The sequence below is a fragment of the Citrobacter sp. Cb041 genome (genome assembly GCF_030336655.1).
GTDB lineage: Bacteria > Pseudomonadota > Gammaproteobacteria > Enterobacterales > Enterobacteriaceae > Citrobacter > Citrobacter braakii.
Window position 1 is genome coordinate 364,896 of the sequence record NZ_JAOWDD010000042.1, and the last position, 23,364, is coordinate 388,259.

The following is a 23,364-nucleotide window of genomic DNA, read 5'->3' on the forward strand; positions in this document are numbered from 1 at the left end:
ACTGCAAATATTTTATTCCGGGCAATCGTGATGAGCCATGCTTATCACCGTATTAACCTTAACCGCTTAAACCTTTCTCCTCGCCAGATACTTCAGTTGCCCCTTTTGTAGCCCTCCACTTTTATCAATTTGAGTTGTTATCAAAGCGTTACATTTTGTTTGTGTTATCTTTAATACTAACCCTGAGGAAAATCAGGGGATCCAACCCTGTCATTAAGGAGGAGCTATGTCGTCGACCCTACGAGAAGCCAGTAAGGACACATTGCAGGTTAAAGATAAAACCTACCGTTACTACAGTCTGCCGCTGGCCGCTAAATCACTGGGTGATATCACCCGTTTACCGAAATCGCTAAAAGTTTTGCTGGAAAACCTGCTTCGCTGGCAGGACGGTAATTCCGTTACCGAAGATGATATTCATGCGCTTGCGCATTGGCTGAAGACCGCTCATGCCGATCGAGAAATTGCCTATCGACCTGCTCGTGTTCTGATGCAGGATTTTACCGGCGTGCCGGCGGTGGTCGATCTCGCCGCCATGCGCGAAGCGGTGAAACGTCTGGGTGGGGATACGGCAAAAGTGAATCCGCTTTCGCCAGTGGATCTTGTCATTGACCACTCGGTAACGGTGGATCGTTTCGGTGATGATGATGCTTTCGAAGAAAACGTGCGCCTGGAAATGGAACGTAACCATGAACGTTATGTGTTCCTGAAATGGGGACAGCAGGCATTTAGTCGCTTCAGCGTTGTACCGCCGGGTACGGGGATTTGCCACCAGGTTAACCTTGAATATCTTGGCAAAGCTGTCTGGAGCGAGTTACAGGACGGTGAGTGGGTGGCTTATCCCGATACACTGGTCGGTACCGATTCCCATACCACGATGATTAATGGTCTCGGTGTGCTGGGCTGGGGCGTTGGAGGCATTGAAGCTGAAGCGGCAATGCTGGGTCAACCGGTCTCAATGCTGATCCCGGATGTTGTGGGCTTTAAACTGGTGGGTAAACTGCGGGAAGGCATCACCGCCACCGACCTGGTTCTGACCGTCACCCAGATGCTGCGTAAGCACGGTGTAGTCGGTAAATTCGTTGAATTCTACGGTGATGGGCTGGACACCTTACCTCTGGCCGATCGAGCAACCATTGCGAACATGGCACCGGAATACGGCGCAACCTGCGGTTTCTTCCCGATCGATGACATTACCCTTGAGTATATGCGTCTGAGCGGGCGCAGTGAGGAACAGGTTGAGTTGGTCAATGCCTATGCCAAAGCGCAGGGAATGTGGCGTAACCCAGGGGATGAACCGGTGTTTACCAGTTCGTTGGAGCTGGATATGGGCAGCGTAGAGGCAAGCCTTGCTGGACCGAAGCGTCCGCAGGATCGGGTGGCGCTGGCTGATGTGCCGAAAGCCTTTTCGGCGAGTAATGAACTCGAGGTGAATAGCTCGCTGAAAGACCGTCAGCCAGTGGACTATACCATGAGCGGTCAGCAGTATAAGCTGCCGGACGGCGCGGTGGTGATAGCCGCTATCACCTCTTGTACCAACACCTCAAACCCAAGCGTATTGATGGCGGCGGGGCTGCTGGCGAAAAAAGCCGTAACGCTTGGTTTGAAACGCCAGCCATGGGTGAAAGCCTCGTTGGCGCCAGGATCGAAGGTGGTTTCCGATTATCTGGCAAAGGCTGGGTTCACTCCGTACCTTGATGAGCTGGGATTTAATCTTGTGGGTTATGGCTGTACCACCTGTATTGGCAACTCTGGACCCTTACCCGATCCTATCGAAACAGCCATCAAAAAAGGCGATCTTTCGGTTGGGGCAGTGCTTTCTGGAAACCGTAACTTTGAAGGTCGTATCCATCCGCTCGTGAAGACCAACTGGCTGGCGTCTCCGCCGCTGGTGGTGGCCTACGCGCTGGCGGGGAATATGAATATCAATCTGACGAAAGATCCGTTAGGCCATGACAGAAAAGGCGATCCTGTTTATCTGAAAGATATTTGGCCGACAGCCAAGGAAATTGCCCGCGCCGTTGAGCAGGTCTCTACCGCCATGTTCCATAAAGAGTATGCTGAAGTCTTTGAAGGCACGCCAGAATGGAAAGCAATCCAGGTTGATCGCGCTGATACCTATGGCTGGCAGTCTGACTCGACCTATATCCGTTTGTCACCGTTCTTCGATGGTATGCAGGCTACGCCGGATCCGGTTCAGGACATTCACGGTGCGCGTATTCTGGCGATGCTCGGAGATTCTGTTACCACCGACCATATTTCTCCTGCCGGCAGTATTAAGCCAGACAGCCCAGCGGGGCGTTATCTGCAAAGCCATGGCGTTGAGCGTAAAGATTTTAACTCCTACGGTTCACGACGCGGGAATCATGAAGTGATGATGCGTGGTACCTTTGCCAATATTCGTATTCGCAATGAGATGGTACCTGGCGTGGAAGGTGGCATGACGCGTCATTTGCCGGGAACCGAAGTGGTGGCTATTTATGATGCGGCCATGCAATACCAGCAGGAGAACGTGCCTCTGGCGGTGATTGCCGGGAAAGAATATGGATCCGGATCCAGCCGCGACTGGGCGGCGAAAGGCCCACGTTTGCTGGGCGTTCGCGTGGTTATCGCAGAGTCTTTTGAGCGAATTCACCGTTCTAACCTGATTGGCATGGGCATTTTACCGCTGGAGTTCCCGCAGGGCGTCACGCGTAAAACGCTGGGATTAACCGGTGAGGAGGCGATCGATATTACGGACCTACAAAACATTAAACCGGGGGCGACAGTTCCGGTGAGTATGGTCCGCGCAGATGGGCGTAAAGAGGTGATTCTATGCCGCTGTCGCATTGATACCGCGACGGAGCTAACGTATTACCAAAACGACGGCATTCTGCACTACGTGATTCGTAATATGTTGAATTAAAATGCAAAAAAGCCTGCGAGAGCAGGCTTTTTGATAGGCGGTGACAACGATTATTTGCCCAGCAAATGTCCCATCTTGGCGGCTTTGGTGTCCAGATAATGTTCATTTTTTGGATTACGGCCCACGATCAGCGGCACGCGCTCAACAATATTGATTCCCGCTTCGGTCAGGATTTCAACTTTCTTCGGGTTATTGGTCAGCAAACGTACCGCATCCACGCCCAGCAGCTTGAACATATCGGCACACAGCGTGAAATCGCGCTCGTCTGCCGCAAATCCCAACTGATGATTCGCTTCAACGGTATCATAACCCTGGTCCTGCAACGCGTAAGCGCGGATTTTGTTGAGCAGGCCAATGTTGCGTCCTTCCTGACGGTGATAAAGAAGAATACCACGTCCTTCTTCAGCAATGTGGGTGAGGGCCGCTTCGAGCTGGAAACCGCAATCGCAACGCAGGCTAAACAGCGCATCGCCAGTCAGACATTCGGAGTGGACGCGCGCCAGGACAGGTGTTTGGCCTGTGATATCGCCAAAAACCAGTGCGACATGATCGTGTCCGGTTGCCAGTTCTTCAAATCCCACCATCAGGAAATCACCCCAGGGGGTTGGCAGTTTGGCTTCTGCCACACGTTTAAGCTGCATGTAATTCTCCAGATTATGCTGGCACTCGTCGTGCCTTCGCCTGTCGGCTTCTGTTCTGTATTACACTATTTTGCCATAAGGCAACGACGTTCACCTAATCGCGACCACGGATTCGCTTTTGGAATGGCACAAAATTGTCAATTTTCCCGACGTGTGAATTTTTCAGTTATGATTGTGATACTTATCGACGAAAGGAGAGGCAATGCTGTCTATTGCAAAGCGCACCGCAGTGGGTACCGGACTGCTACTTATCATGCCGGTTGCCGTATGGGTATCAGGCTGGAGCTGGCAGCCGGGGCACAATGTCTGGTGGTTAAAGTCCTTGTACTGGGTAACGGAAACGGTGACGCAGCCGTGGGGAATTATCACTCACGTTGCGCTTTGTGCATGGTTTCTGTGGTGCTTGCGTTTTCGACTTAAAGCCGCGGTAATGCTGTTTGCTATTCTGGCAGCGGCGATTTTAGTGGGACAGGGCGTGAAGTCCTGGGTAAAAGACAGGGTGCAAGAACCGCGACCTTTTGTCGTGTGGCTGGAAAAAACGCACCATATTCCGGTTGATGAGTTCTACACTTTAAAACGTAAAGATCGTGGGCATTTAGTCAAAGAACAATTGGCCGAACAGCAGGATATTCCAACGTTTTTACGCAAGCACTGGCAAAAAGAAACGGGGTTTGCCTTTCCGTCCGGACATACGATGTTTGCCGCCAGTTGGGCTTTACTGGGCGTAGGGCTGTTATGGCCGCGCAGACGTACGCTGACGATTGTGTTTTTGCTGATCTGGGCGACCGGCGTGATGGGCAGCCGCTTGCTGTTAGGCATGCACTGGCCCCGTGATTTGGTGGTGGCAACGCTGATTTCGTGGCTGTTGGTGACGCTGGCAACCTGGCTTGCACAGCGGGTATGCGGACCATTAACCCCACCAGTGCAGGAGGAAAAAGAAATCGCGCAGCGAGAACAAGAAAGCTAGCGATGATTGATTTTTCAAATTTTGCCCTTAAATCATAAAGTGGAAAGCGCTTTTCCGTTTCGCACTCGTTGTGAAAATGGTAATTTAAAGGGCTCAACGCGGTAAGTTGGACACGATTTATTCGCTCAAACCACATAACGGGAAGTAATGTGAAATATTTACTCATTTTCTTACTGGTGTTGGCGATTTTTGTTATTTCGGTGACATTGGGTGCGCAAAACGATCAACAGGTTACGTTTAATTACCTGCTGGCTCAGGGTGAGTATCGTATCTCTACGCTGCTTGCTGTATTGTTTGCCGCAGGGTTTGCGATTGGTTGGCTAATTTGCGGCCTTTTCTGGCTGAAGGTTCGTGTGTCTCTTGCGCGCGCCGAACATAAAATCAAACGACTGGAAAACCAGCTTGCGCCTGCGACCGACGTTGCGGTATCTGCCGATTCGTCGGTTGTGAAGGAATAATTATTTATGTTGGAGTTGTTGTTTCTGCTTTTACCTGTAGCCGCTGCCTATGGGTGGTATATGGGTCGCAGAAGTGCGCAACAAACCAAGCAGGATGAAGCTAACCGTCTTTCTCGTGACTATGTCGCCGGGGTTAACTTCCTCCTGAGCAACCAACAAGATAAAGCGGTGGATCTGTTCCTTGATATGCTAAAAGAGGACACAGGCACCGTTGAGGCTCATCTCACCCTCGGAAACCTGTTCCGCTCTCGCGGTGAAGTCGATCGCGCAATCCGCATCCATCAAACGTTAATGGAAAGTGCCTCGCTGACCTACGAGCAGCGTTTGCTGGCCGTGCAACAGCTGGGGCGCGACTACATGGCCGCGGGACTGTACGACCGCGCGGAAGACATGTTCAATCAGCTTACCGATGAAACTGATTTTCGGGTTGGCGCATTACAGCAACTGTTGCAAATTTATCAGGCCACCAGCGAATGGCAAAAAGCCATTGATGTAGCAGAGCGTCTGGTGAAACTCGGCAAAGACAAGCAGCGTAATGAGATAGCCCACTTTTACTGCGAACTGGCCTTACAGCAAATGGGTAGCGACGATATGGATCGCGCCATGACGCTGTTGAAAAAAGGCGCGGCGGCAGACAAAAACAGTGCACGGGTATCCATCATGATGGGGCGCGTGTACATGGAAAAAGGTGATTACGCGAAGGCGGTTGAAAGCCTGCAACGGGTCATTTCCCAGGACAAAGAGCTGGTCAGCGAAACGCTGGAAATGCTGCAAAGCTGCTACCAGCATCTGGGGAAAAACGATGAGTGGGCGGAGTTTTTACGTCGGGCCGTCGAGGAAAATACTGGTGCCGCCGCCGAACTGATGCTGGCTGATATTCTTGAGGCGCGTGAGGGGGCTGATACCGCTCAGGTCTATATCACTCGTCAGCTGCAACGTCATCCTACGATGCGCGTGTTCCACAAGCTGATGGATTATCATCTTCACGAAGCAGAAGAAGGGCGTGCCAAAGAGAGCCTGATGGTTCTGCGCGATATGGTCGGAGAGCAGGTACGCAGTAAACCGCGTTACAGCTGCCAGAAGTGCGGTTTTACGGCGTATACGCTGTACTGGCACTGTCCATCCTGCCGTTCATGGTCAACCATTAAGCCCATTCGCGGACTGGATGGGCTGTAATTTTTAAAAAAAACTCATTTTAGTTACAACATACTGTTGGTGTGTAATAGAACCATCCTCAACCTCTGCTGCCGGTTCGCCTGGCAGAAATGTAATCGCGCCTGTTAATTTTCTATTACCGCAGGTAGAATGCACGCCGTTTACCCATTTCGCGCCGCCGTGGGCGCCCATCCTCAAGAAGGTCTGGTCATGACGTTTACTGCTTCATCTTCTTCTCGTGCTGTTACCGATTCTCCTGTCGTTGTCGCTCTCGATTATTCTAATCGTGATAAAGCATTAGCTTTTGTTGACAGAATTGATCCTCGTGATTGCCGTTTGAAAGTGGGCAAAGAGATGTTCACGCTTTTTGGACCTCAGTTGGTTCGCGATCTACAACAGCGTGGTTTTGACATCTTTCTTGATTTGAAATTTCATGATATTCCCAATACCACCGCACATGCAGTTGCCGCTGCTGCCGAACTTGGCGTCTGGATGGTTAACGTTCACGCTTCTGGCGGGGCGCGTATGATGACTGCAGCCCGTGAAGCCTTAGTGCCTTTTGGCCAGGACGCGCCGCTACTGATTGCCGTGACGGTTCTGACCAGTATGGAAGCCAGCGACCTCGCCGATCTCGGCGTGACGTTGTCACCTGCAGATTATGCTGAGAGACTGGCGCGCTTAACCCAGAATTGTGGTCTGGATGGTGTCGTATGCTCAGCTCAGGAAGCGGTGCGATTCAAGCAGGCGTTGGGCCAGGCATTTAAGCTGGTGACGCCGGGGATTCGTCCAGAAGGCAGCGAGGCGGGCGATCAGCGTCGTATTATGACGCCAGAACAGGCGCAGTTAGCAGGTGTGGATTACATGGTGATTGGTCGTCCGGTCACACAGTCGGCCGATCCCGCGCAGACGCTGAAAATGATCAATGCTTCCCTTAAACGAGGTGCGTAAATGAACGACTCAAACTCTCGTCTGGTCTACTCTACCGACTCCGGGCGTATTGATGAACCGAAAACAGCGCCTGAGCGTCCAAAAGGCGATGGCGTTGTTCGTATCCAGCGCCAGACCAGTGGTCGCAAAGGGAAGGGCGTGTGCCTGATTACCGGTATTGATCAAGACGATGCCGAGCTGACCAAATTAGCCGCAGAACTGAAGAAAAAGTGTGGTTGCGGTGGAGCAGTGAAAGATGGCGTGATTGAAATTCAGGGGGATAAACGCGACCTGATTAAATCGCTGCTGGAAGCTAAAGGAATGAAAGTTAAACTGGCTGGCGGTTAATAAAAAAGCCACGGAAAATTTCCGTGGCTTTTTAATAATACAGACCTGAAAAAGTAAACGTATTATTATATCGAGCCGTTTAACCGTAGATTATTTACCCACCTGGTGGCCAATAATACCACCTACTGCAGCACCACCCAGCGTACCCAGCGTGCTGCCGTCAGTCAGGACTGCACCACCTATTGCACCTGCACCAGCACCGATTGCGGTGTTACGATCTCGTTTGGACCAGTTAGAGCAGGCACTCAGCGACATTGCCAGAGTAATCGCCAGAATGGCAGCGGTCATTTTTTTGCTCGTTACTAACATAATACTTTCTCCTGAATTATTGATTCACGGAATCCAGTGTTCTTTAAGGATAGCGTCAAATTAAGACTATCGAAGATATTTCCGTGAAACCGTTTAGCGAAGGCATTACAAACACTATCCTGAAGTTGGAGGTTCGTTCCTGTTATATCGCTAACATTAATTTTACGACTTTATCCTGTTAACGACAGGTAAAAAGTCTTAATTGGATTGTCAGATAACTCTCAGAGAGCAGATGATTTGTCTGCTGACAAACCATCTACTGAAGATTTTATGCGTGGGCATCAATGATATTGACGATTAATCCTGAATGTTCGAGCTGCATTTGTACGCTGGCGCTGAGTCTGGAGTCCGTTACTACGCGGCTGAATCGCTCTAATGGACCCAGCGTGTAAGGGTGAATGGCGTCGAATTTTGAGCTGTCGGTCAACACAATAACTTCTGCGCCTTTTTCCAGCACCGCGTTAACCACGTCAGAACGCATCATATCGCGTCCGGTAAAACCGGTATCAGCCTGCCAGCCGTCAATGCCGATAAAGGCCTTACTGAAGTGTACCTGCTGGATAAACTGGCGAGTTAAGGGGCCGACCATGCTCTCACTTTTTTTCTGGTAAATTCCACCGAGAAGTATCACTTCACAGGGCGTTTCTTTGAGCAGATGAGCAATGTAGCTGCTCACGGTGATGATGGTGACATCTTTTTGCTCTGCCAGCGTTCTGGCCAGAAGTGCATTGCTGCTGCCATTCTCAATGAATACGGATTCGCCTGGACTGACCAGAGATGCAGCGAATTCAGCCAGTTCACGTTTCAGAGTGAAATTGGTCATCATGCGCGTTTCAACATCATCGCTGTTCAATGAAACAGCAAAACCGTGGGCTCGGCGTAAGTAACTCTGTTTTTCCAGCGTGTTCAGATCCTGTCGAATCGTCACTTCGGAGACACCGGTGACTTTTGCCAGATCGGCGACGCTCATCTGACCTTTATCGGTCACCATCTGCAAAATAGATTGTTGTCGGGAATTCATAGTATTAATTTTATTGCGATATCGTATCGGAAATTAAACGGAAACTGCATTATCTGCAGTTGCTGATAGCAGCGACATCAAAAGATCACTGTCATCAGATCTCCCATGGCGCCTTCTGCTTTTTCGCCAAAGATTCGGCATCTTCTTCGACCGTATCTAACAGTTCAGCTTTTAAAATTTCAAGATTGTGGATGGCTGAGTGGTAATCACCTGCAACGAGGATATCCAGCACGGTATCAATACGTTCGGCCAGACGCTGAGTGTCGATATCAGACATGGTCGTCATCCTAATGGCAATAGAGTTTGAATTTCATGATGCAGAATTTCATGGCAAAAGAGAAGGGAAAAATAGTATTAACCTGAACGATTGAAGAATATTATATATTCTGTGATTACATGCGGATAGCGTCGTCATGTAATGTCCATTTATGGCTATTCATCACCTTCATTCCCTCTGCATTAGCGCATTTTTTTACTCAGATGGCGGCGATACCAACGTTCAAATGCGGCGGCTGGCATTGGTTTGGCGAATAAAAACCCCTGACGCTCATTGACGCCATTTTTGGTCAGAAACGCATCCTCTTTCGCGCTTTCCACGCCTTCGGCGATGACCTGCAGGTTGAGCGCCTGTGCTACCGCAACTATGGCCCGTACCAGCGATTGTGAAATGGGTTGTTTGTGGATCTCTCTGACAAAGGTCTGATCCAGTTTAATGGCATCTAGCGGGAAGCGGGCCAGTTGAGACAGTGACGAATAACCGGTACCAAAATCATCCAAATGGATTTGCGCTCCTAACTGGCTAAACTGCTGAATGACTGACAACGCCAGTTGCTCATTTTCTATCAAACTGCTTTCCGTTAATTCAACATCGATGGGGCAATACTCAAAGTTGAGCTCGTGAAGTACCTGCTTAAGTGCGGTAAACAGCGTCTGGTCGGCGAGCTGGCGGGCAGAAACGTTTACCGCCACGCGCAGGTTTATTCCCTTGTCGCGCCATTTCGCGACCTGGCGCACAACGTCGAGAATAACCCAACGCCCCAGCGGGACGATGAGCCCCGATTCTTCGGCGTAGGATATAAACTCCAGCGGTGGAATGAGGCCGCGTTCCGGAGATTGCCAGCGAACCAGCGCCTCCAGGCTGCGCACTTCACCGCGCCAGGTTATCTTTGGCTGATAATGGATAACCAGTTGATCGTTATCCAGCGCCTTACGCAGATTAGTATCCAGCCACAGATATTCAAATACCCGCTGATTCATTTCCGGAGAAAAAACACAAAACTGCCCACGGCCGCCTTCTTTCGCGGTGTACATGGCTGTATCCGCGTTACGAATGACGCTCTCGCAGTCCTGACCATGCTGAGGTGCGAGGGATATACCAATAGAGCATCCGGTATAGACTTCAATCAGACCGATGCGAAAGGGCTGGCGCAGGCGCGTCAGAATGCGTGATGCGGTGGCTTCCAGTGTGCCCTGGGATGTTTCGGTGGCAAGAACAATGAATTCATCGCCGCCAAACCGCGCCAGGATCTGGTTGTCTTCGAGGCAACTGAGGATTGCCAGCGACACGCTTTGTAGTAGCTGATCGCCAAACATATGCCCGTAGGCATCGTTTACCTTTTTGAAGTTATCCAGATCGAGGTACGCAATACCGACCTGCGTATCGCCCGCGTTCTCAATCGCATTACTGATCAGTTCATGAATTGCGTTGCGGTTTGGTAATCCAGTGATGGAGTCGGTATTCGCCAACACCCGCAGTCGTTCCTGCGCGCGGCGTTCTTCAGTGATATCGGTCCCGGAACAGATCAGAAAAATTTCGTTCTTGCCGCTACCGTTATGCACAAATTTATTGCGAAACAGAAACAGACGCTGGCCTTTGCAGGTCTTGACCCAGCGTTCAACCTCATACGAGTTACCTTCGCGAAAAAAGACCTCAATATTGCGCCGTGAAGCCGCTGCTTCACGACGGCTCATAAATAATGTGAATACACTTTGACCAATGACTTCACGTTCTTTGAGGCCGGTGTACTCTTCGCACAGGCGATTAAACCGCTGAATGTTGCCCATGCGGTCAAGAATGACAATAACGGAATTGGCTTCGGAAACGACTTGTTCGGCAAAAGAGAGGCCGTGGGCCAGATCGCGGGCGACGGAGGGGGTGTCATCCCAGGCTGATGCGCTACCGGCCCATTCGCGCTTATTGATTTTTCGACCGACCAGATGCACGGGAATGTCGTCATCTTCAATGGGCAACGTCATTAGCAGACTTGACGTGATCACCGTCATCTCGCGAATGCGATCGGCTTGTTCAGGTAATAATTCGATGGTCTGATCAGCTTCTGACGCTTCGTCGATAGAGAAATGCAAGATGTTGCAATCCTCTGACAAACGCCAGTAGGGGTTATGAGTGCCCACATAGCTATACAACGTAACCAGCTCCCGGACGTCTTTCATCATGTGTACTATCCCGTTTAAAGCGCATAGAGCCTCAAAAGTATGGGTAGCCATGATTCATTCGGGGTGATTATGGCTGAACGTATTGTTTTTTTTATATATTTATGTTTAATCCAGAATCCGTAAAAAGCAAAGCCAGCGGAACTGAAAAAAGTAAAAAAATAAAATTGACCGAATGAAAGAAGTGTAGTGCGGTGGTGGGAATTTGGGCGGGAAAAAGAAACGACCTTTCACAAAATGAGAAAGGTCGCTGGATTGATACGTGTTACGCGGCTGGACGCGCGATAACGCTGCGGGTTTCCATGCGAACTTCGGCGATGGTTACGTCAATCACATCCGTGACTTTGTAAACCACTTCACCTTTAATTTGCACCGTGCCGCTTTCCTGGCTGCATACCAGCTCGTCCCGAACGGCGTGCAGGAATGGGGCAGGAATAAATGCGACTGCACCATTATCAACTAAACGTACGCGCATACCGCCGCGGCTAACGTCAATTATCTCGGCCGCAAAGCGGGTATCGGTCCCGGCTTTGTCACTCAGGAAACGGGCGTATAACCAGTCGCCCACATCACGTTCAGCCATCCGGTTCAGGCGACGACGTTCCGCCATTTGCACCGTGGTATCATCCCCAGGGCGGGAAATGGTTTCACCTTTGATGACGGCCTTAAGCAGGCGGTGGTTAATCATATCGCCATATTTACGAATAGGAGAGGTCCAGGTGGCATAAGCCTCCAGACCCAGCCCAAAGTGCGGCCCTGGCTCGATACTGATTTCAGCGTAAGACTGGAAACGGCGAATTCGGCTGTCGAGGAAACCAGAAGGCTGCGCATCCAGCTCGCGGCGCAGTTTGCAGAAACCTTCCAGCGTCAGGACTTCCTCGGCATCAACGTGCATACCATGGGTTTTTAGCAGCGCGGCCAGAGCGTCGGCGTTGGCCGGGTCGAATCCCATATGGACGTTATAAATCCCGAAGCCCAGCTTGTCGCGAAGCACGCGGGCGGCGCAAATGTTTGCCGCAATCATGGATTCTTCCACGATACGGTTTGCGATGCGGCGCGGCTCAGCGACGATGTCCAGGACTTCACCTTTTTCACCAAGAACAAAACGGTAATCCGGGCGATCTTTAAATACCAGAGCATGGTTATGACGCCATTCACCGCGGCTCAGGCAAATACGGTGTAGCAGACGGATTTGTTCAGCAATCGCGTCGTTTGCAGGCTGCCAGTCACCGGTATCTTCCAGCCAGTCGGAGACGTTGTCGTAGACCAGCTTCGCTTTCGACTCAATCGTCGCTGCGAAGAAGGTGATGTTGTCTTCAATCGCGCCATCCGCGGTGATGGTCATACGACAAGCCAGAACCGGACGCACTTCGTTCGCGCGTAAAGAGCACAGATCGTCAGACAACTCGCGTGGTAGCATCGGGATATTGAACCCCGGCAGATAGTTAGTAAACGCGCGAATTTTTGCCGTTTTATCCAGCTTGCTGCCTTCTGCAATCCAGGCCGTAGGGTCGGCAATGGCGACAGTTAATTGCAGTTTGCCGTCGGCCAGCTCTTCAGCATATAGCGCATCGTCCATATCTTCGGTGCTGGCGCTGTCGATGGTGACAAAGTTGAGGGCGGTTAAGTCCTGACGAACCAGACCTTCATCCAGCATCTCAGTTGCCACACCGTCCGGCGCTTCTTTTTCGAGATTATGGCGTGCCAGCGTGACCCACCACGGGACAAAGTGGTCATCAGCAAAAGTGATAAATTGGGTTAACTCAGCATAGAAGGTGCGATCGCCTTTCAGCGGGTGGCGGCGCATTTCAGCGACGGCCCAGTCACCTTCTTTAAAGTCGTGCTCAACGCCGCGGGCGGCACGGCAAGGGATCGCTTCTTTCAGTAACGGATGATCCGGCACAATGGACAGACGATCATTTTTGCCCTGAACTTTACCCACGAAGCGCGTCAGGAAGGGTTCGATCAGTTCTTCCGGCTCGGCAGATTCACGATCTTTTTCTGTATGGATAACCGCAACAATGCGGTCGCCATGCATCACTTTTTTCATCTGCGGCGGTGGAATGAAATAGCTTTTTTGTGCATCGACTTCCAGGAAGCCAAAGCCTTTTTCCGTGGCTTTTACCACCCCTTCAGCACGTGGCGTCTGGGAATGCAGTTGCTGTTTAAGCTGCGCTAGCAGCGGGTTGTCCTGAAGCATAATTGTCTATTTTCGTGGCTAAAAGAGCGGCTGACAGTTTTACGCGATTCTCTCAGTTGCGGCAAGCGCTCTTTCAGTAAGTGGATCGGTTAATAAGTCTCGCCCAGCGCGATTTTCAAGCGATTCAACCATCCGCACAATCCGCTCCAGGCCAGCAGGTTAATCGCTTGTTCAGAAGAGATGCCCTGATCGAACAAAGGGGTTAACAGCGCGGCGCTAAAACGGTCGGGCGCTCGGGTTAGCCATTGTACCGCCTGCAGGGTGACGCGCTCAACCGGATGTCGCTGTTCCCAACGCTGTAATTCACGTTCCTCCTGGCGAAGCAGGGCGATAACGTTGGCTAATTCATTGGCTTTATGTGCCTGTTCATTAAAGCAGGCCACGCTGCCGTTAATCCGTGACGTCATTAGCGCCGCCAGTGAAAATGCCCGCACCGGTACAGCGCTGCGCCGGGTACTGGAAATCAGTGTCGTGAATAAATCTAAAATGACCGGTGAATGAATCAGTAATGGCACCAACGCTTGCAGTTCAGCGGGAAAATGTCTGGCCTTCGTCTCGTCCTGAGCAGGATATTTTTCGATTGGGAATGGCGCAGCGTGCCAGGTAGCGTTTGTTGCACTAAATGGCGAAGCGTGAGCGAATTGCTGTATATCCAGCCCCGGTATTCGGCGCACCGGATGTCCAAACCAGGCCTGAAACAGGGCCACGGTCCGGGCCTGAAAACCGACGAAGCCGATGATTTGATTCATCAAAATACTATCGCTGGTGGTCAGCCCGACCGCATCCAGATGCTGGCGATCGCGTGCGCCTATCACGTCAGGAGAGCTGGCAAGTTGGCGAGCATATTGGGTGATTTGCGCCAGCCGATGGTTACTTTCCCGTGACGAGTCAGGACCAGGAAGCGGTGTTAACCGCGCGGCATAGTGATTGCACAATCGCTGGACGCCATACACCTGAGCGACGGTTAGCGCCGTACTCATCCGCTCATAGGCGCTGAATGTGTGCATCTGATTCAGGTTTACGTGAACCGGGAAGAGAACCTGGGCAAGTTTACGGGCAGGGGTTAACCAGGATTGAAAAGGCAAAAGGGCGTCATCAGGTATCGCCAGATCCAGTAAAAAGCTGTCGTCGACATGAGCGGCTTCCGGCACCAGCGGCAGAATATCTTGCGGATGCTTGCTGGATTGCGTCTCATGATACCAGTGGCTTTTGCCTTCAATTCGGCGTTGTTCCATGGGCGGTCCTTGGTCTAAAAAGTGGCGACCCGGACACGTCGTCTACTACTACGCCGGATCGTTTGCGCTGCAATATCCTGACGTAAGCAGAAGAGGGGATGAAAGATTGTTCCGTGATAATAAATATCAGAAAAGCATATATGGCGGCGGGCAGAGGAGAGTCATGGGCGGGGCAAGACCGCCCATAGAAGACTTACGATTATTTCAGTTCCAGCTCGTTCATTGCCGCGATACTGAAGCCACCATCGACGTGAACGACTTCACCCGAGATGCCGGCAGCGAGATCGGAGCACAAAAATGCTGCGGAGTTACCCACATCTTCAATGGTTACAGTGCGGCGAATCGGCGTAACCGCTTCACAATGCGCCAGCATTTTACGGAAATCTTTAATGCCGGAAGCGGCGAGTGTACGGATTGGACCGGCAGAAATAGCGTTCACACGCACGCCTTCAGGACCCATCGCATTAGCCATATAGCGGACGTTCGCTTCCAGTGAGGCTTTTGCCAGGCCCATCACGTTGTAGTTAGGGATGGCGCGCTCTGCGCCCAGATAGGATAGCGTCAGCAGCGCCGAGCCTGGGTTCAGCATGGAACGGCAGGCTTTTGCCATCGCCACAAAGCTGTAAGCACTGATGTCATGAGCAATTTTGAAGCCTTCGCGGGTGACTGCATTCACATAGTCGCCATCCAGTTGGTCTGCGGGCGCAAAACCAATGGAGTGCACGAAACCGTCGAATTTCGGCCAGGCTTTGCCCAGTTCGGTAAACAGTGCATCAATGCTGGCGTCTTCCGCCACATCACACTGCAGTACGATGCTGGAACCCAGTTGAGCTGCAAATTCTTCGACGCGGCCTTTTAGTTTGTCATTCTGGTAGGTGAACGCCAGTTCAGCCCCTTCGCGATGCATGGCCTGAGCGATACCCCAGGCGATGGACAGTTTGCTGGCAAGACCCGTTACCAGAATGCGCTTACCGGAAAGAAAACCCATAGCTTTAATCCTTATGGTCATTGCTTATTTTTAGCAATCAATGAGTTATGATCACAATTTGAAGGTGTTTCGAAATGGGGCAGCAATTATATCCCACTCTTTGTGCCTTGTAGAATAGTTATCATCCCTTACTGATAATCACTTTTCATTACACATGAGGGTTATAACACTTTTCCTGGTTAAGTCTCATTCATTCTGCGAAGCGCGGGGGGATGGAGAAAATACAAGGCTTTAAAGGCATCTCAATGGTATTATTAACTGCTAGCTTATGTTTTAAAACATAGCAATGTAGGAACTTTCTTAAAACAAAAAATATGACCGTATTCAGTTCGTTATGATATATTGTTTTTATCGATCAATATTGACACATTGATCGTTATTATTGATTGATTGTGATTAAAAGTGCATTATCAGGAAGTTATGATCAATTGGAGTGGTCTTATGCACTATCATTTCATCGCGGAACCGATGAGAGACACAACTGATACGTTACTGGGTGTTGAGATGAGCGTCCGGTTTGCTTCAGATACGGTTTCGCCGATACATCCAGAGTTCATCATTTCAGCGTGGAATAGCGAACAAAAACGTAATTTCATGCTCGAGCAAATTCGATTAATTGCCGAAAAGCGTAATTGGTTTGAGAGCCACAACCTTTTCTGTACTCTGAACCTCATTGATGAAATGGCGCTGCTGGCAATTGGCGACCCGAGCGTTAAATCGGCGCTACATGCCATGCCTTTTGTCGCCCTGGAACTTTCAGAGCGTTTTCTGACGAATACCGTATGTCTGAATAATCTGCTGATTAATTCACTTTGCGACGGTCCAAACGCATTATGGCTGGGCGATCTGGGCTCCGGCAGCATTGGGGCCAGTCCGCTGGTTTGCGGTCGTTTTGATGTTGTGAAGTTGGATCGTGGTTTTTTCCTGGATCAGGCTGAAAAACCGATGTTCCCGGTGCTAATTAAAAACATCCGCGAATATTGCGACCGCATTGCGGTGGAGGGTGTGGAAACCAAACAGCTTATCGACGAAGTAGGCGCGGCTGGTGTTTGGGTGATGCAGGGATCTCTTTTCCCTTCGGTCGCGTTTAGCGAGGTTGATACACTGCTCTTACCAAATGTTTGTCACTGATTGCAAAATTGCCCTCCGGTTGAGGAGGGCTGCATCTGCTAGCGATCTTTACGCCACGCGTCAGCGGTTAGCGCTTCGCCGAAATGGCCGGCAATCAGGCGACGGGTCAGCTCATGCAACGGCGAGGCCAGAACATCTGCTGTACTGCCGCGTTCAACCACTTCACCCTGGTGCATGACTAATACCTGATCGCTGATGTGCTTCATCATGCCGATGTGCTGAGTCACATAGATATATGAAATCCCCTGTTTTTCCTGTAATTCCAGCATCAGATTGATGAGCTGCGAACGCATCGACATGTCCAGAGAGGCCAGGGCTTCGTCGGCGATAATGACTTTGGGTCGCAAAATGAGCGCTCGGGCAAGGCCCAGACGCTGTTTTTGTCCCGGAGCCAGCATATGCGGGTAATAACTCACATGGTCAGGCAACAGACCGACCATGCGCATGGTCTCGATGATCTGTTTGCGACGCTGTTCAGGCTCGAGGTCGGTGTTCAGACGTAGCGGAAAATCGAGGATCTGCGAAATACGTTGCCGTGGGTTAAGCGACGTTGATGGATCCTGGAAAATCATACGGATACGCTGACTACGGAATGAATAATCACCATATTTTAACGGGTGATCGTCAATCAGCAGCTCACCGCTGGTGGGCTCAATCATACCGGCCAGCATCTTCGCCAGCGTAGATTTACCGGAACCATTTTCACCGATGACGGCGAGCGTCTGACGCTCGCGCAGGGTAAAGCTCAGGGGCTTAACGGCCTCAACGGTCTGACGGCGGAATAATCCCGTCCGGTAGCGAAAGGTTTTGCTCAGATTACGAACTTCGAGCAGGGTTTCTACCATCTCACTCTCTCTCCATGTTCAACGGGAAATGACAGGCGTAGAGATGATTCTTTGCTCCGGTCAGTCTTGGGGTTTCGATACATTCGCGCTGAGCATAAGGGCAGCGCGGTCCCAGACGACAGCCGATAGGTAATTGTTCCAGCAATGGAATGGCTCCTGGCATGGTATTCAGGCGGCTTTTGTGCGGCATTGCGCTACCAAAATCAGGAATGGCGCGAATCAACGCTTGGGTATAAGGATGATGCGGAATAGTCACCAACTCTTTACTGGGCGCAGTTTCCACCGTTTGCCCACAGTACATCACGTTAATTTTGTCAGCCCACTGGCTGAGCATTTGCAGGTCATGGCTGATCAACAAAATGGTGGTATTGCTGTTTTGGTTCAGCCGGGTCAGCAGGCGGAAAATTTGCGCCTGAGTGGTTGGCTCCATCGCGTTCGTTGGTTCGTCGGCAATCAGTAAACGCGGCTGATTAGCCAGGGCGATTGCGATCATCACCTTCTGGCATTCGCCGTCGGTCAGCTCATACGGGAAGCTGCGCATCGCATCTTTATGATCTTTTATCCCGACGCGGTGCAGGAGTTCAATCGCGCGGCGTTTACGCCAGCCGATACGCTGCCACCAGCGGCCTTTATAAGTCCATGCCGGAATATTTTGCATCAGTTGTCGTCCAATGCGCTCAGACGGATCGAGACACGATTGCGGTTCCTGAAAGATCATGGAAACGTTATGGCCGACCAGCTTGCGTCGTTCACGCGCTGAAAGGCGCAACAGATCGATATCATCAAAGCGCATGCGGTCTGCGGTTACGCGCCAGTTATCTTTAGCGACGCCGCAAATGGCCTTGGCGATCAGGCTCTTGCCCGATCCAGACTCGCCAACCAGTCCGCGGATTTCACCTTCATTGAGGGTCATGCTGACGCGGTCAACCGCCTTCACCCAGTCGTCGCCGGTTCTGAATTCAATGGTCAGGTTGCGGATATCCAGTAATGGCATTATTCCACCCCCGCAATAATTGCCCGGCGCACGCCATCACCCAGCAGGTTAACCAGCAGCACGCTTATCATAATCGCCGCACCTGGCAGCATAACCGTCCACGGTGCGACATAAATCAGCTCCAGCGCGTCGCCAAGCATGGCTCCCCATTCTGGTGACGGCAACTGTGCGCCAAGGTCGAGAAAACCCAGCGCGGCGATGTCCAGAATCGCCATCGACAGCGCACGGGTGATTTCAGTGATAAGTCCGGCGGTAATATTGGGCAGAACGGCGAACCACAGGATATTGAGCGTGGTTGCGCCGTCCAGGCGAGCGGCGATAACGTACTCTTTTTCCAGCTCGTCATGCACCATGCTGTAGACGGAGCGTACCATGCGCGGCAGCAGCGCCAGCCAGACGGCAAACATCGCGTGTGTCAGATGCGGTCCGGCAAAGGCTACCACAATAATCGCCAACAGCAGCGAAGGGATCGAGAGCAGGGTGTCCAGAATGTGGTTCAGCACCGCGGAGCGTAAACCGTGCGTCGCGCCGGCAACCACGCCCAGGAACAGGCCACATAGTGTGGCGGCGAGGGTGACGACAAACGCGCCGCCAACGGTCGGGGCCGCGCCGCTGAGCAGGCGACTTAGCACGTCACGCCCGAGATCGTCAGTTCCGAGGAAAAATGAGACTTCGCCATAGCGCGACCATGACGGCGGTAAAAGCTGATAGCCGAGAAATTGCTGGTCGATGCCATAAGGGGCAAACCAACCACCAAAAATACACAGAATCGCCAATCCTGCGCAGCCATACAGGCCGATCATCGCAGTCGCATCGCCGTAAAAATTGCGCCATGCGGTGCGCAGCGTACCAGGCGGGCGCTTTTCGCTGTAGACGCTATCGTAAGGCATACCATTCCTTATGTTTCAGAGGGTTAGCCATAGCACCCAAAATATCAGAGATGACGTTAACGATGATAACCAGTGAGCCAATCACCATGACGCCCGCCGAAATTGCCGCGTAATCCTGCTGGCGAATTGCGTTAATCAGCCAACGGCCAAGACCTGGCCAGCTAAAGACCATCTCGGTGATCATCGCCAGCGTCAGCATGGTGGAAAACTGTAAGCCCAGACGCGGGATCACCGGCGGAAGGGCGTTGTGCAGAACGTGACGGCGCAGAATGGTTAAGCGTGACAGACCGCGCGTGGCGGCCGCTTTAACATAGTTTTGATCAAAGACCTCAATGGTGCTGATTCGCATCAGGCGAATAACTTCCGTGGTAGGGGCGACGGAAAGCGTCAACACCGGAAGCACCATGTGACGGATTGCGCTGACCAGCATTTCATCGCGCCAGGGCGAGTCGGAGATCCACGCATCAATAATGGCAAATCCGGTAACGGGCTTCACTTCATAGAGAAGATCAAAGCGTCCCGAAACGGGAAGCCAGCCGAGAGTCAATGAGAAGAGCAACGTCAGTAACAGCGCCAGCCAAAAAACCGGAATGGAAAAGCCCATCAACGCTAAGGCGCTGATGCAGCGGTCCTGCCATTTGTTCCGCGTGATCCCTGCCAGCATACCAACGGGGATCCCAACCATCAGCGCAAAACCAAAGGCCAGAATGCACAGTTCCATCGTCGCCGGGAACACCTCCTTCAACTGTTCTGAAATCAACTGGCCGTTAATACTGGATACACCAAAATCCCAGTGAATGAGGCCATTGAACCAGAATACCCAGGCGTTCCACAGCGATGCACCCTGTAACGGCGCATGAGGCGTGAAGTAGCTCAGGCTGAATCCAATAAAGGTCAGGAAGAAGAGGGTGACCAGCAGCAATAAAAAACGACGCAGGGTGAAGATAATCATGGCTTTTTCACCTCATCTTTCTTTTCCCTGGAAACCCCGGCAAAAGATGCATTGCCGAACGGACTCAGCACCAGTCCTTTGATATCGTAACGATAAGCCTGTAGACGCAGTGAAGAGGCCAGCGGCAGGATCGGTAACTCTTTCGCGAGAATATTTTGCGCTTCGTCATAGGCATCAATTCGCGATGAGAGTTGCTGCGAAGAGAGGGCCTTGCGCAGAACGCTGTCAAATTCCGGATTACACCAGTGGGCGAAGTTAGTCTGCGAGTTGATGGCGGCGCAGCTTAGCAACGGTCGGAAAAAACTGTCAGGATCGTTACTGTCCGTCGCCCAACCGGATAACGTTAGATCATGGTTCATATCCATTAATCGCGCCTCCTGAAAACGACCTTCTACCGGAATGATTTTAACTTTCACACCCACCTGAGCCATGTCAGCCTGAATCAGCTCGGCGGTTTTCAGTGGACTGGGGTTCCAGGCCTGAGAACTGGTGGGTACCCAAAGCTGTAATGTCAGGTTCTCCAGCCCCAGTGCTTTTAACTGCTCGCGCGATTTTGCCGGATTGTACTCTGTAATTTTAGCTTCGTTGTCATAAGCCCACGAGGCGCGAGGCAAAATAGATGCTGCGGTTTCCGCCGTCCCGTAGTAGATGGACTGCATCAGCCGTTGGTTATTGATGGCCAGCGCCAGCGCATGCCGCACGGCGGGATTATCCATCGGTGGTTTATTGGTGTTGAATGCCAGATAGGCGATGTTCATCCCCGGGCGCAGGGTCAGACGCAGGCGCGGGTCATCACGCAAAATGCTGAGCTGACTGGCGGCAGGCCAGGCCAGAACATCACACTCACCGGTCAGGAGTTTTGATAGACGTCCGGTGCCGCCAGAGCCGAGGTCCACAACCACCTGCGGCATCAGAGGAGTACCACGCCAGAATTTTTCATGGCGCTGCAGTCGAACATATTGCCCTGCGCGATTCTCCGAAAGCTGGTACGGTCCGGTGCCGACGGGTTGTCTGTCGAGCAGCTCCTGACGATCCTGTTTTGCCAATTTAGCCGCATATTCTGCTGACATCACGGAGGCATAATGCGTGGCGAGGTGCCACATGAAGGAGGCGTCGGGCTGAGTTAAGCGGAACTCAATGGTGTTGTTGTCCAGCTTGCGTACGCTTTGGACGTTATCGGCGAACTGTAGGCTGTCGAAGTAGGGGAAACTGCTACCGTTTACATTGTGCCACGGATGCTGGCGATCAAAGATGCGCTCGAAGGTAAACACCACGTCGTCCGCATTCAGTTTGCGAGTGGGGGTGAACCAGGCCGTCTTCTGAAACTGGACGTCACGACGCAGATGGAAGCGGTAGGTTGCGCCGTTATCCAGCACCTCCCAGCTTTCAGCCAGCTCAGGCACCAGTCGATAGGTGTACGGATCGACATCGAGCAGTCGGTCATACAGCTGGGCTGCCAGGGTGTCGACGATAAGACCGCTGCTCGCTTTTTGCGGGTTGAACGTATTGACCTGCCCGCTAACGCAATAGACAAAGCCGCTGTCACGAATATCAGCATACGAAGCCTGTTCAGGCGCGGCAGCAGCCTGACCACTCAGAAATCCAGCCATCACGATCAGAGATGATAAAACCAGGCGCATAATTTTAAAGGATTATAAATAAAGAGGCTATCTTACTAATATTTAATGACATTTGCCATTACCGTTTGTGTTTGGGGGCCGCACAGGTGATAACCGCGAATTCAACATCGCGACAGGGTCACCCTTCATACCCGCTATCCACTTTGAATTTACTCTGTTAACTATCTTAGCATTTTCATGACCCATCTGACTCGTTATAAACGCGGTGCAGGATGTGGACAGTTGGCGTAATTTGTTACGGTTTCCTCGCTGTGACAAAATGCATAAGCGATTACAATGCGTTAGTGTACGAATCAAAGGGAATATTTAATAAATGAGCAACTTAGCGGATTACGTCAATGCTATAAAAATAGGCAAAAATGTTATTTGTATTGAGGATGTCAGTAAACGGGATGACATGGCTGAAGTTGAGATTATAAATAAGACATGGCTTCATGATTCGGGAGTGGTTATTCGTTGTTCTCGCGAAAATGAATTGGTTATATATTCATCAAATTCCTGTCCAGAATGCAGCATTAGATGGCATGTCGTTGATGCGGCAGGTCAGGATATTCGTCCACTGGAGAAAACATTTCACAATGCTTGCCAGGAGTCGTACTGGTTAAAAGTAAATCGTCAAACGCATCTCCCGGTGTAAACGCTGAGCTAACCAATCACAGCGATGCCAAGCCGCTCCATGAGCAACGATGCCTGGTAGTTGTCTAACTTAACGCCTTGTAAATCAACACCCCGAATATCTAAGTCACCTAACTCCGAATTAGTCAGATCGCAATGTGTGAAGTTTGCTGCTCGCCAGTCGAAAGTCGAAAACTCGCCGCCGGAGAGATCTGAACCACTGAACGTCGCACCCAGTACCTGAGTCCCCATCCAGCGGTTTTCCCATAGCTCACACTTTTCCAACACGACTTTCGAAAAATTGGCGTAGCTTAGATTAGTATTAGTGATATATGCGCTGCAAAACCAGGTGCGCGTGGTGATCATATTCATAAAGCTTGCACCGCGGAAATCTGCGCCTTGTGCGCGGCAGTGGCGAATTTCAATACCCAATGCGCTGACGTTGCGGAAATCTGCCATTGATAAATCACAGCTTTTGAAAATGGCATCTTTCAGCATTGCGCGACTAAAATTGCATCCTTTTTGACTTTCGCGATCATAGAACTGGCAGCCGATAAATTCAGTGCCGCTCAGGTCGGCACCTGAAAAATCGCAGTTAAAAAATGTACTATTTTCAACTTTCTCACCGGTGAAGCGATTTCTGTCAATTTTTTCGCCAACTAATGCCAGAGTCATATCTATGTCTGTGTTTTTAT

22 protein-coding genes are annotated in these 23,364 nt (G+C 51.2%); 8 read left to right on the forward strand and 14 right to left on the reverse strand.

Annotation, left to right across the window (positions count from 1 at the left end; all coding sequences use genetic code 11):
• Positions 1-226 precede the first annotated feature (226 nt).
• Positions 227-2,902 carry an aconitate hydratase AcnA gene (gene acnA / locus OGV52_RS20555; RefSeq protein WP_287109066.1) on the forward strand — a complete coding sequence of 892 codons (2,676 nt, stop codon included), beginning with the start codon at positions 227-229 and terminating at the stop codon, positions 2,900-2,902.
• Between the two features lie 50 nt (positions 2,903-2,952).
• On the opposite strand, the gene ribA is transcribed toward acnA, so the two are convergent.
• Entirely contained in the window at positions 2,953-3,543 is a 591-nt protein-coding gene (ribA, locus tag OGV52_RS20560) for a GTP cyclohydrolase II (protein WP_016153247.1), read from the reverse strand.
• 202 nt (positions 3,544-3,745) lie between these two features.
• Between ribA and pgpB the strand changes: the two genes are divergently transcribed.
• From pgpB to yciH, 5 genes are all read left to right on the forward strand, one after another.
• Positions 3,746-4,510, forward strand: a complete 765-nt coding sequence (gene pgpB / locus OGV52_RS20565; protein WP_046275276.1) for a phosphatidylglycerophosphatase B — start codon at positions 3,746-3,748, stop codon at positions 4,508-4,510.
• Positions 4,511-4,659: 149 nt separating this feature from the next.
• Positions 4,660-4,968: a LapA family protein gene (locus OGV52_RS20570; RefSeq protein WP_287109068.1), complete on the forward strand. Its 309-nt coding sequence runs from the start codon at positions 4,660-4,662 to the stop codon at positions 4,966-4,968.
• Positions 4,969-4,974: 6 nt separating this feature from the next.
• Positions 4,975-6,144 carry a lipopolysaccharide assembly protein LapB gene (lapB, locus tag OGV52_RS20575; RefSeq protein WP_047417273.1) on the forward strand — a complete coding sequence of 390 codons (1,170 nt, stop codon included), beginning with the start codon at positions 4,975-4,977 and terminating at the stop codon, positions 6,142-6,144.
• 189 nt (positions 6,145-6,333) lie between these two features.
• Positions 6,334-7,071 carry an orotidine-5'-phosphate decarboxylase gene (gene pyrF, locus OGV52_RS20580; protein WP_049282555.1) on the forward strand — a complete coding sequence of 246 codons (738 nt, stop codon included), beginning with the start codon at positions 6,334-6,336 and terminating at the stop codon, positions 7,069-7,071.
• Entirely contained in the window at positions 7,072-7,398 is a 327-nt protein-coding gene (gene yciH / locus OGV52_RS20585; protein ID WP_287109070.1) for a stress response translation initiation inhibitor YciH, read from the forward strand.
• A 90-nt stretch (positions 7,399-7,488) separates the two neighbouring features.
• On the opposite strand, the gene osmB is transcribed toward yciH, so the two are convergent.
• The 7 genes from osmB to fabI all read right to left on the reverse strand — a co-directional run bounded on the left by osmB (position 7,489) and on the right by fabI (position 15,602).
• Entirely contained in the window at positions 7,489-7,707 is a 219-nt protein-coding gene (gene osmB / locus OGV52_RS20590) for an osmotically-inducible lipoprotein OsmB (protein ID WP_003020583.1), read from the reverse strand.
• A 268-nt stretch (positions 7,708-7,975) separates the two neighbouring features.
• The gene (yciT, locus tag OGV52_RS20595; protein WP_016153242.1) at positions 7,976-8,728 is read right to left on the reverse strand and encodes a DNA-binding transcriptional regulator YciT; all 753 of its coding nucleotides are present in this window, start codon (positions 8,726-8,728) and stop codon (positions 7,976-7,978) included.
• A gap of 94 nt (positions 8,729-8,822) precedes the next feature.
• A complete protein-coding gene (locus tag OGV52_RS20600; RefSeq protein ID WP_448839091.1) occupies positions 8,823-9,005 on the reverse strand; it encodes a YciZ family protein in 183 nt (60 codons plus the stop codon).
• 182 nt (positions 9,006-9,187) lie between these two features.
• The gene (pdeR, locus tag OGV52_RS20605) at positions 9,188-11,179 is read right to left on the reverse strand and encodes a cyclic di-GMP phosphodiesterase (protein WP_047502364.1); all 1,992 of its coding nucleotides are present in this window, start codon (positions 11,177-11,179) and stop codon (positions 9,188-9,190) included.
• Between the two features lie 265 nt (positions 11,180-11,444).
• Complete coding sequence (locus OGV52_RS20610) at positions 11,445-13,379, reverse strand: exoribonuclease II (RefSeq protein WP_047500361.1); 1,935 nt, start codon at positions 13,377-13,379, stop codon at positions 11,445-11,447.
• Positions 13,380-13,468: 89 nt separating this feature from the next.
• A complete protein-coding gene (locus tag OGV52_RS20615) occupies positions 13,469-14,614 on the reverse strand; it encodes a carboxymuconolactone decarboxylase family protein (protein ID WP_287109073.1) in 1,146 nt (381 codons plus the stop codon).
• A 199-nt stretch (positions 14,615-14,813) separates the two neighbouring features.
• Entirely contained in the window at positions 14,814-15,602 is a 789-nt protein-coding gene (gene fabI, locus OGV52_RS20620; RefSeq protein ID WP_016156642.1) for an enoyl-ACP reductase FabI, read from the reverse strand.
• 441 nt (positions 15,603-16,043) lie between these two features.
• Here fabI and OGV52_RS20625 point away from each other — a divergent pair, with 441 nt between their 5' ends.
• Complete coding sequence (locus tag OGV52_RS20625; RefSeq protein WP_047500365.1) at positions 16,044-16,733, forward strand: EAL domain-containing protein; 690 nt, start codon at positions 16,044-16,046, stop codon at positions 16,731-16,733.
• A gap of 38 nt (positions 16,734-16,771) precedes the next feature.
• Here OGV52_RS20625 and sapF read toward each other — a convergent pair whose 3' ends face one another.
• From sapF to sapA, 5 genes are read right to left on the reverse strand one after another with little or no spacing between them, the layout of a single operon-like run.
• On the reverse strand, positions 16,772-17,578 hold the full coding sequence (gene sapF, locus OGV52_RS20630) for a peptide ABC transporter ATP-binding protein SapF (RefSeq protein WP_016153235.1): 807 nt from the start codon (positions 17,576-17,578) through the stop codon (positions 16,772-16,774).
• Position 17,579: 1 nt separating this feature from the next.
• Positions 17,580-18,572: a peptide ABC transporter ATP-binding protein SapD gene (gene sapD / locus OGV52_RS20635; protein ID WP_016153234.1), complete on the reverse strand. Its 993-nt coding sequence runs from the start codon at positions 18,570-18,572 to the stop codon at positions 17,580-17,582.
• Complete coding sequence (sapC, locus tag OGV52_RS20640) at positions 18,572-19,462, reverse strand: peptide ABC transporter permease SapC (RefSeq protein WP_191221095.1); 891 nt, start codon at positions 19,460-19,462, stop codon at positions 18,572-18,574. The genes sapD and sapC overlap by 1 nt, the downstream gene beginning before the upstream one ends.
• Positions 19,449-20,414 (reverse strand): peptide ABC transporter permease SapB, encoded by a 966-nt coding sequence (sapB, locus tag OGV52_RS20645; protein ID WP_003020545.1) that lies wholly within the window; start codon positions 20,412-20,414, stop codon positions 19,449-19,451. The genes sapC and sapB overlap by 14 nt, the downstream gene beginning before the upstream one ends.
• Positions 20,411-22,054, reverse strand: a complete 1,644-nt coding sequence (gene sapA / locus OGV52_RS20650) for an ABC transporter substrate-binding protein SapA (RefSeq protein ID WP_287109075.1) — start codon at positions 22,052-22,054, stop codon at positions 20,411-20,413. Before sapA ends, sapB begins: the two co-directional genes overlap by 4 nt.
• A 313-nt stretch (positions 22,055-22,367) precedes the next feature.
• On the opposite strand from sapA, the gene OGV52_RS20655 reads away from it, so the two are divergent.
• Positions 22,368-22,691: a hypothetical protein gene (locus OGV52_RS20655; RefSeq protein ID WP_094761287.1), complete on the forward strand. Its 324-nt coding sequence runs from the start codon at positions 22,368-22,370 to the stop codon at positions 22,689-22,691.
• 8 nt (positions 22,692-22,699) lie between these two features.
• Here OGV52_RS20655 and OGV52_RS20660 read toward each other — a convergent pair whose 3' ends face one another.
• A complete protein-coding gene (locus tag OGV52_RS20660) occupies positions 22,700-23,344 on the reverse strand; it encodes a quinolone resistance pentapeptide repeat protein QnrB10 (protein WP_032492467.1) in 645 nt (214 codons plus the stop codon).
• Between the last annotated feature and the right edge of the window lie 20 nt (positions 23,345-23,364).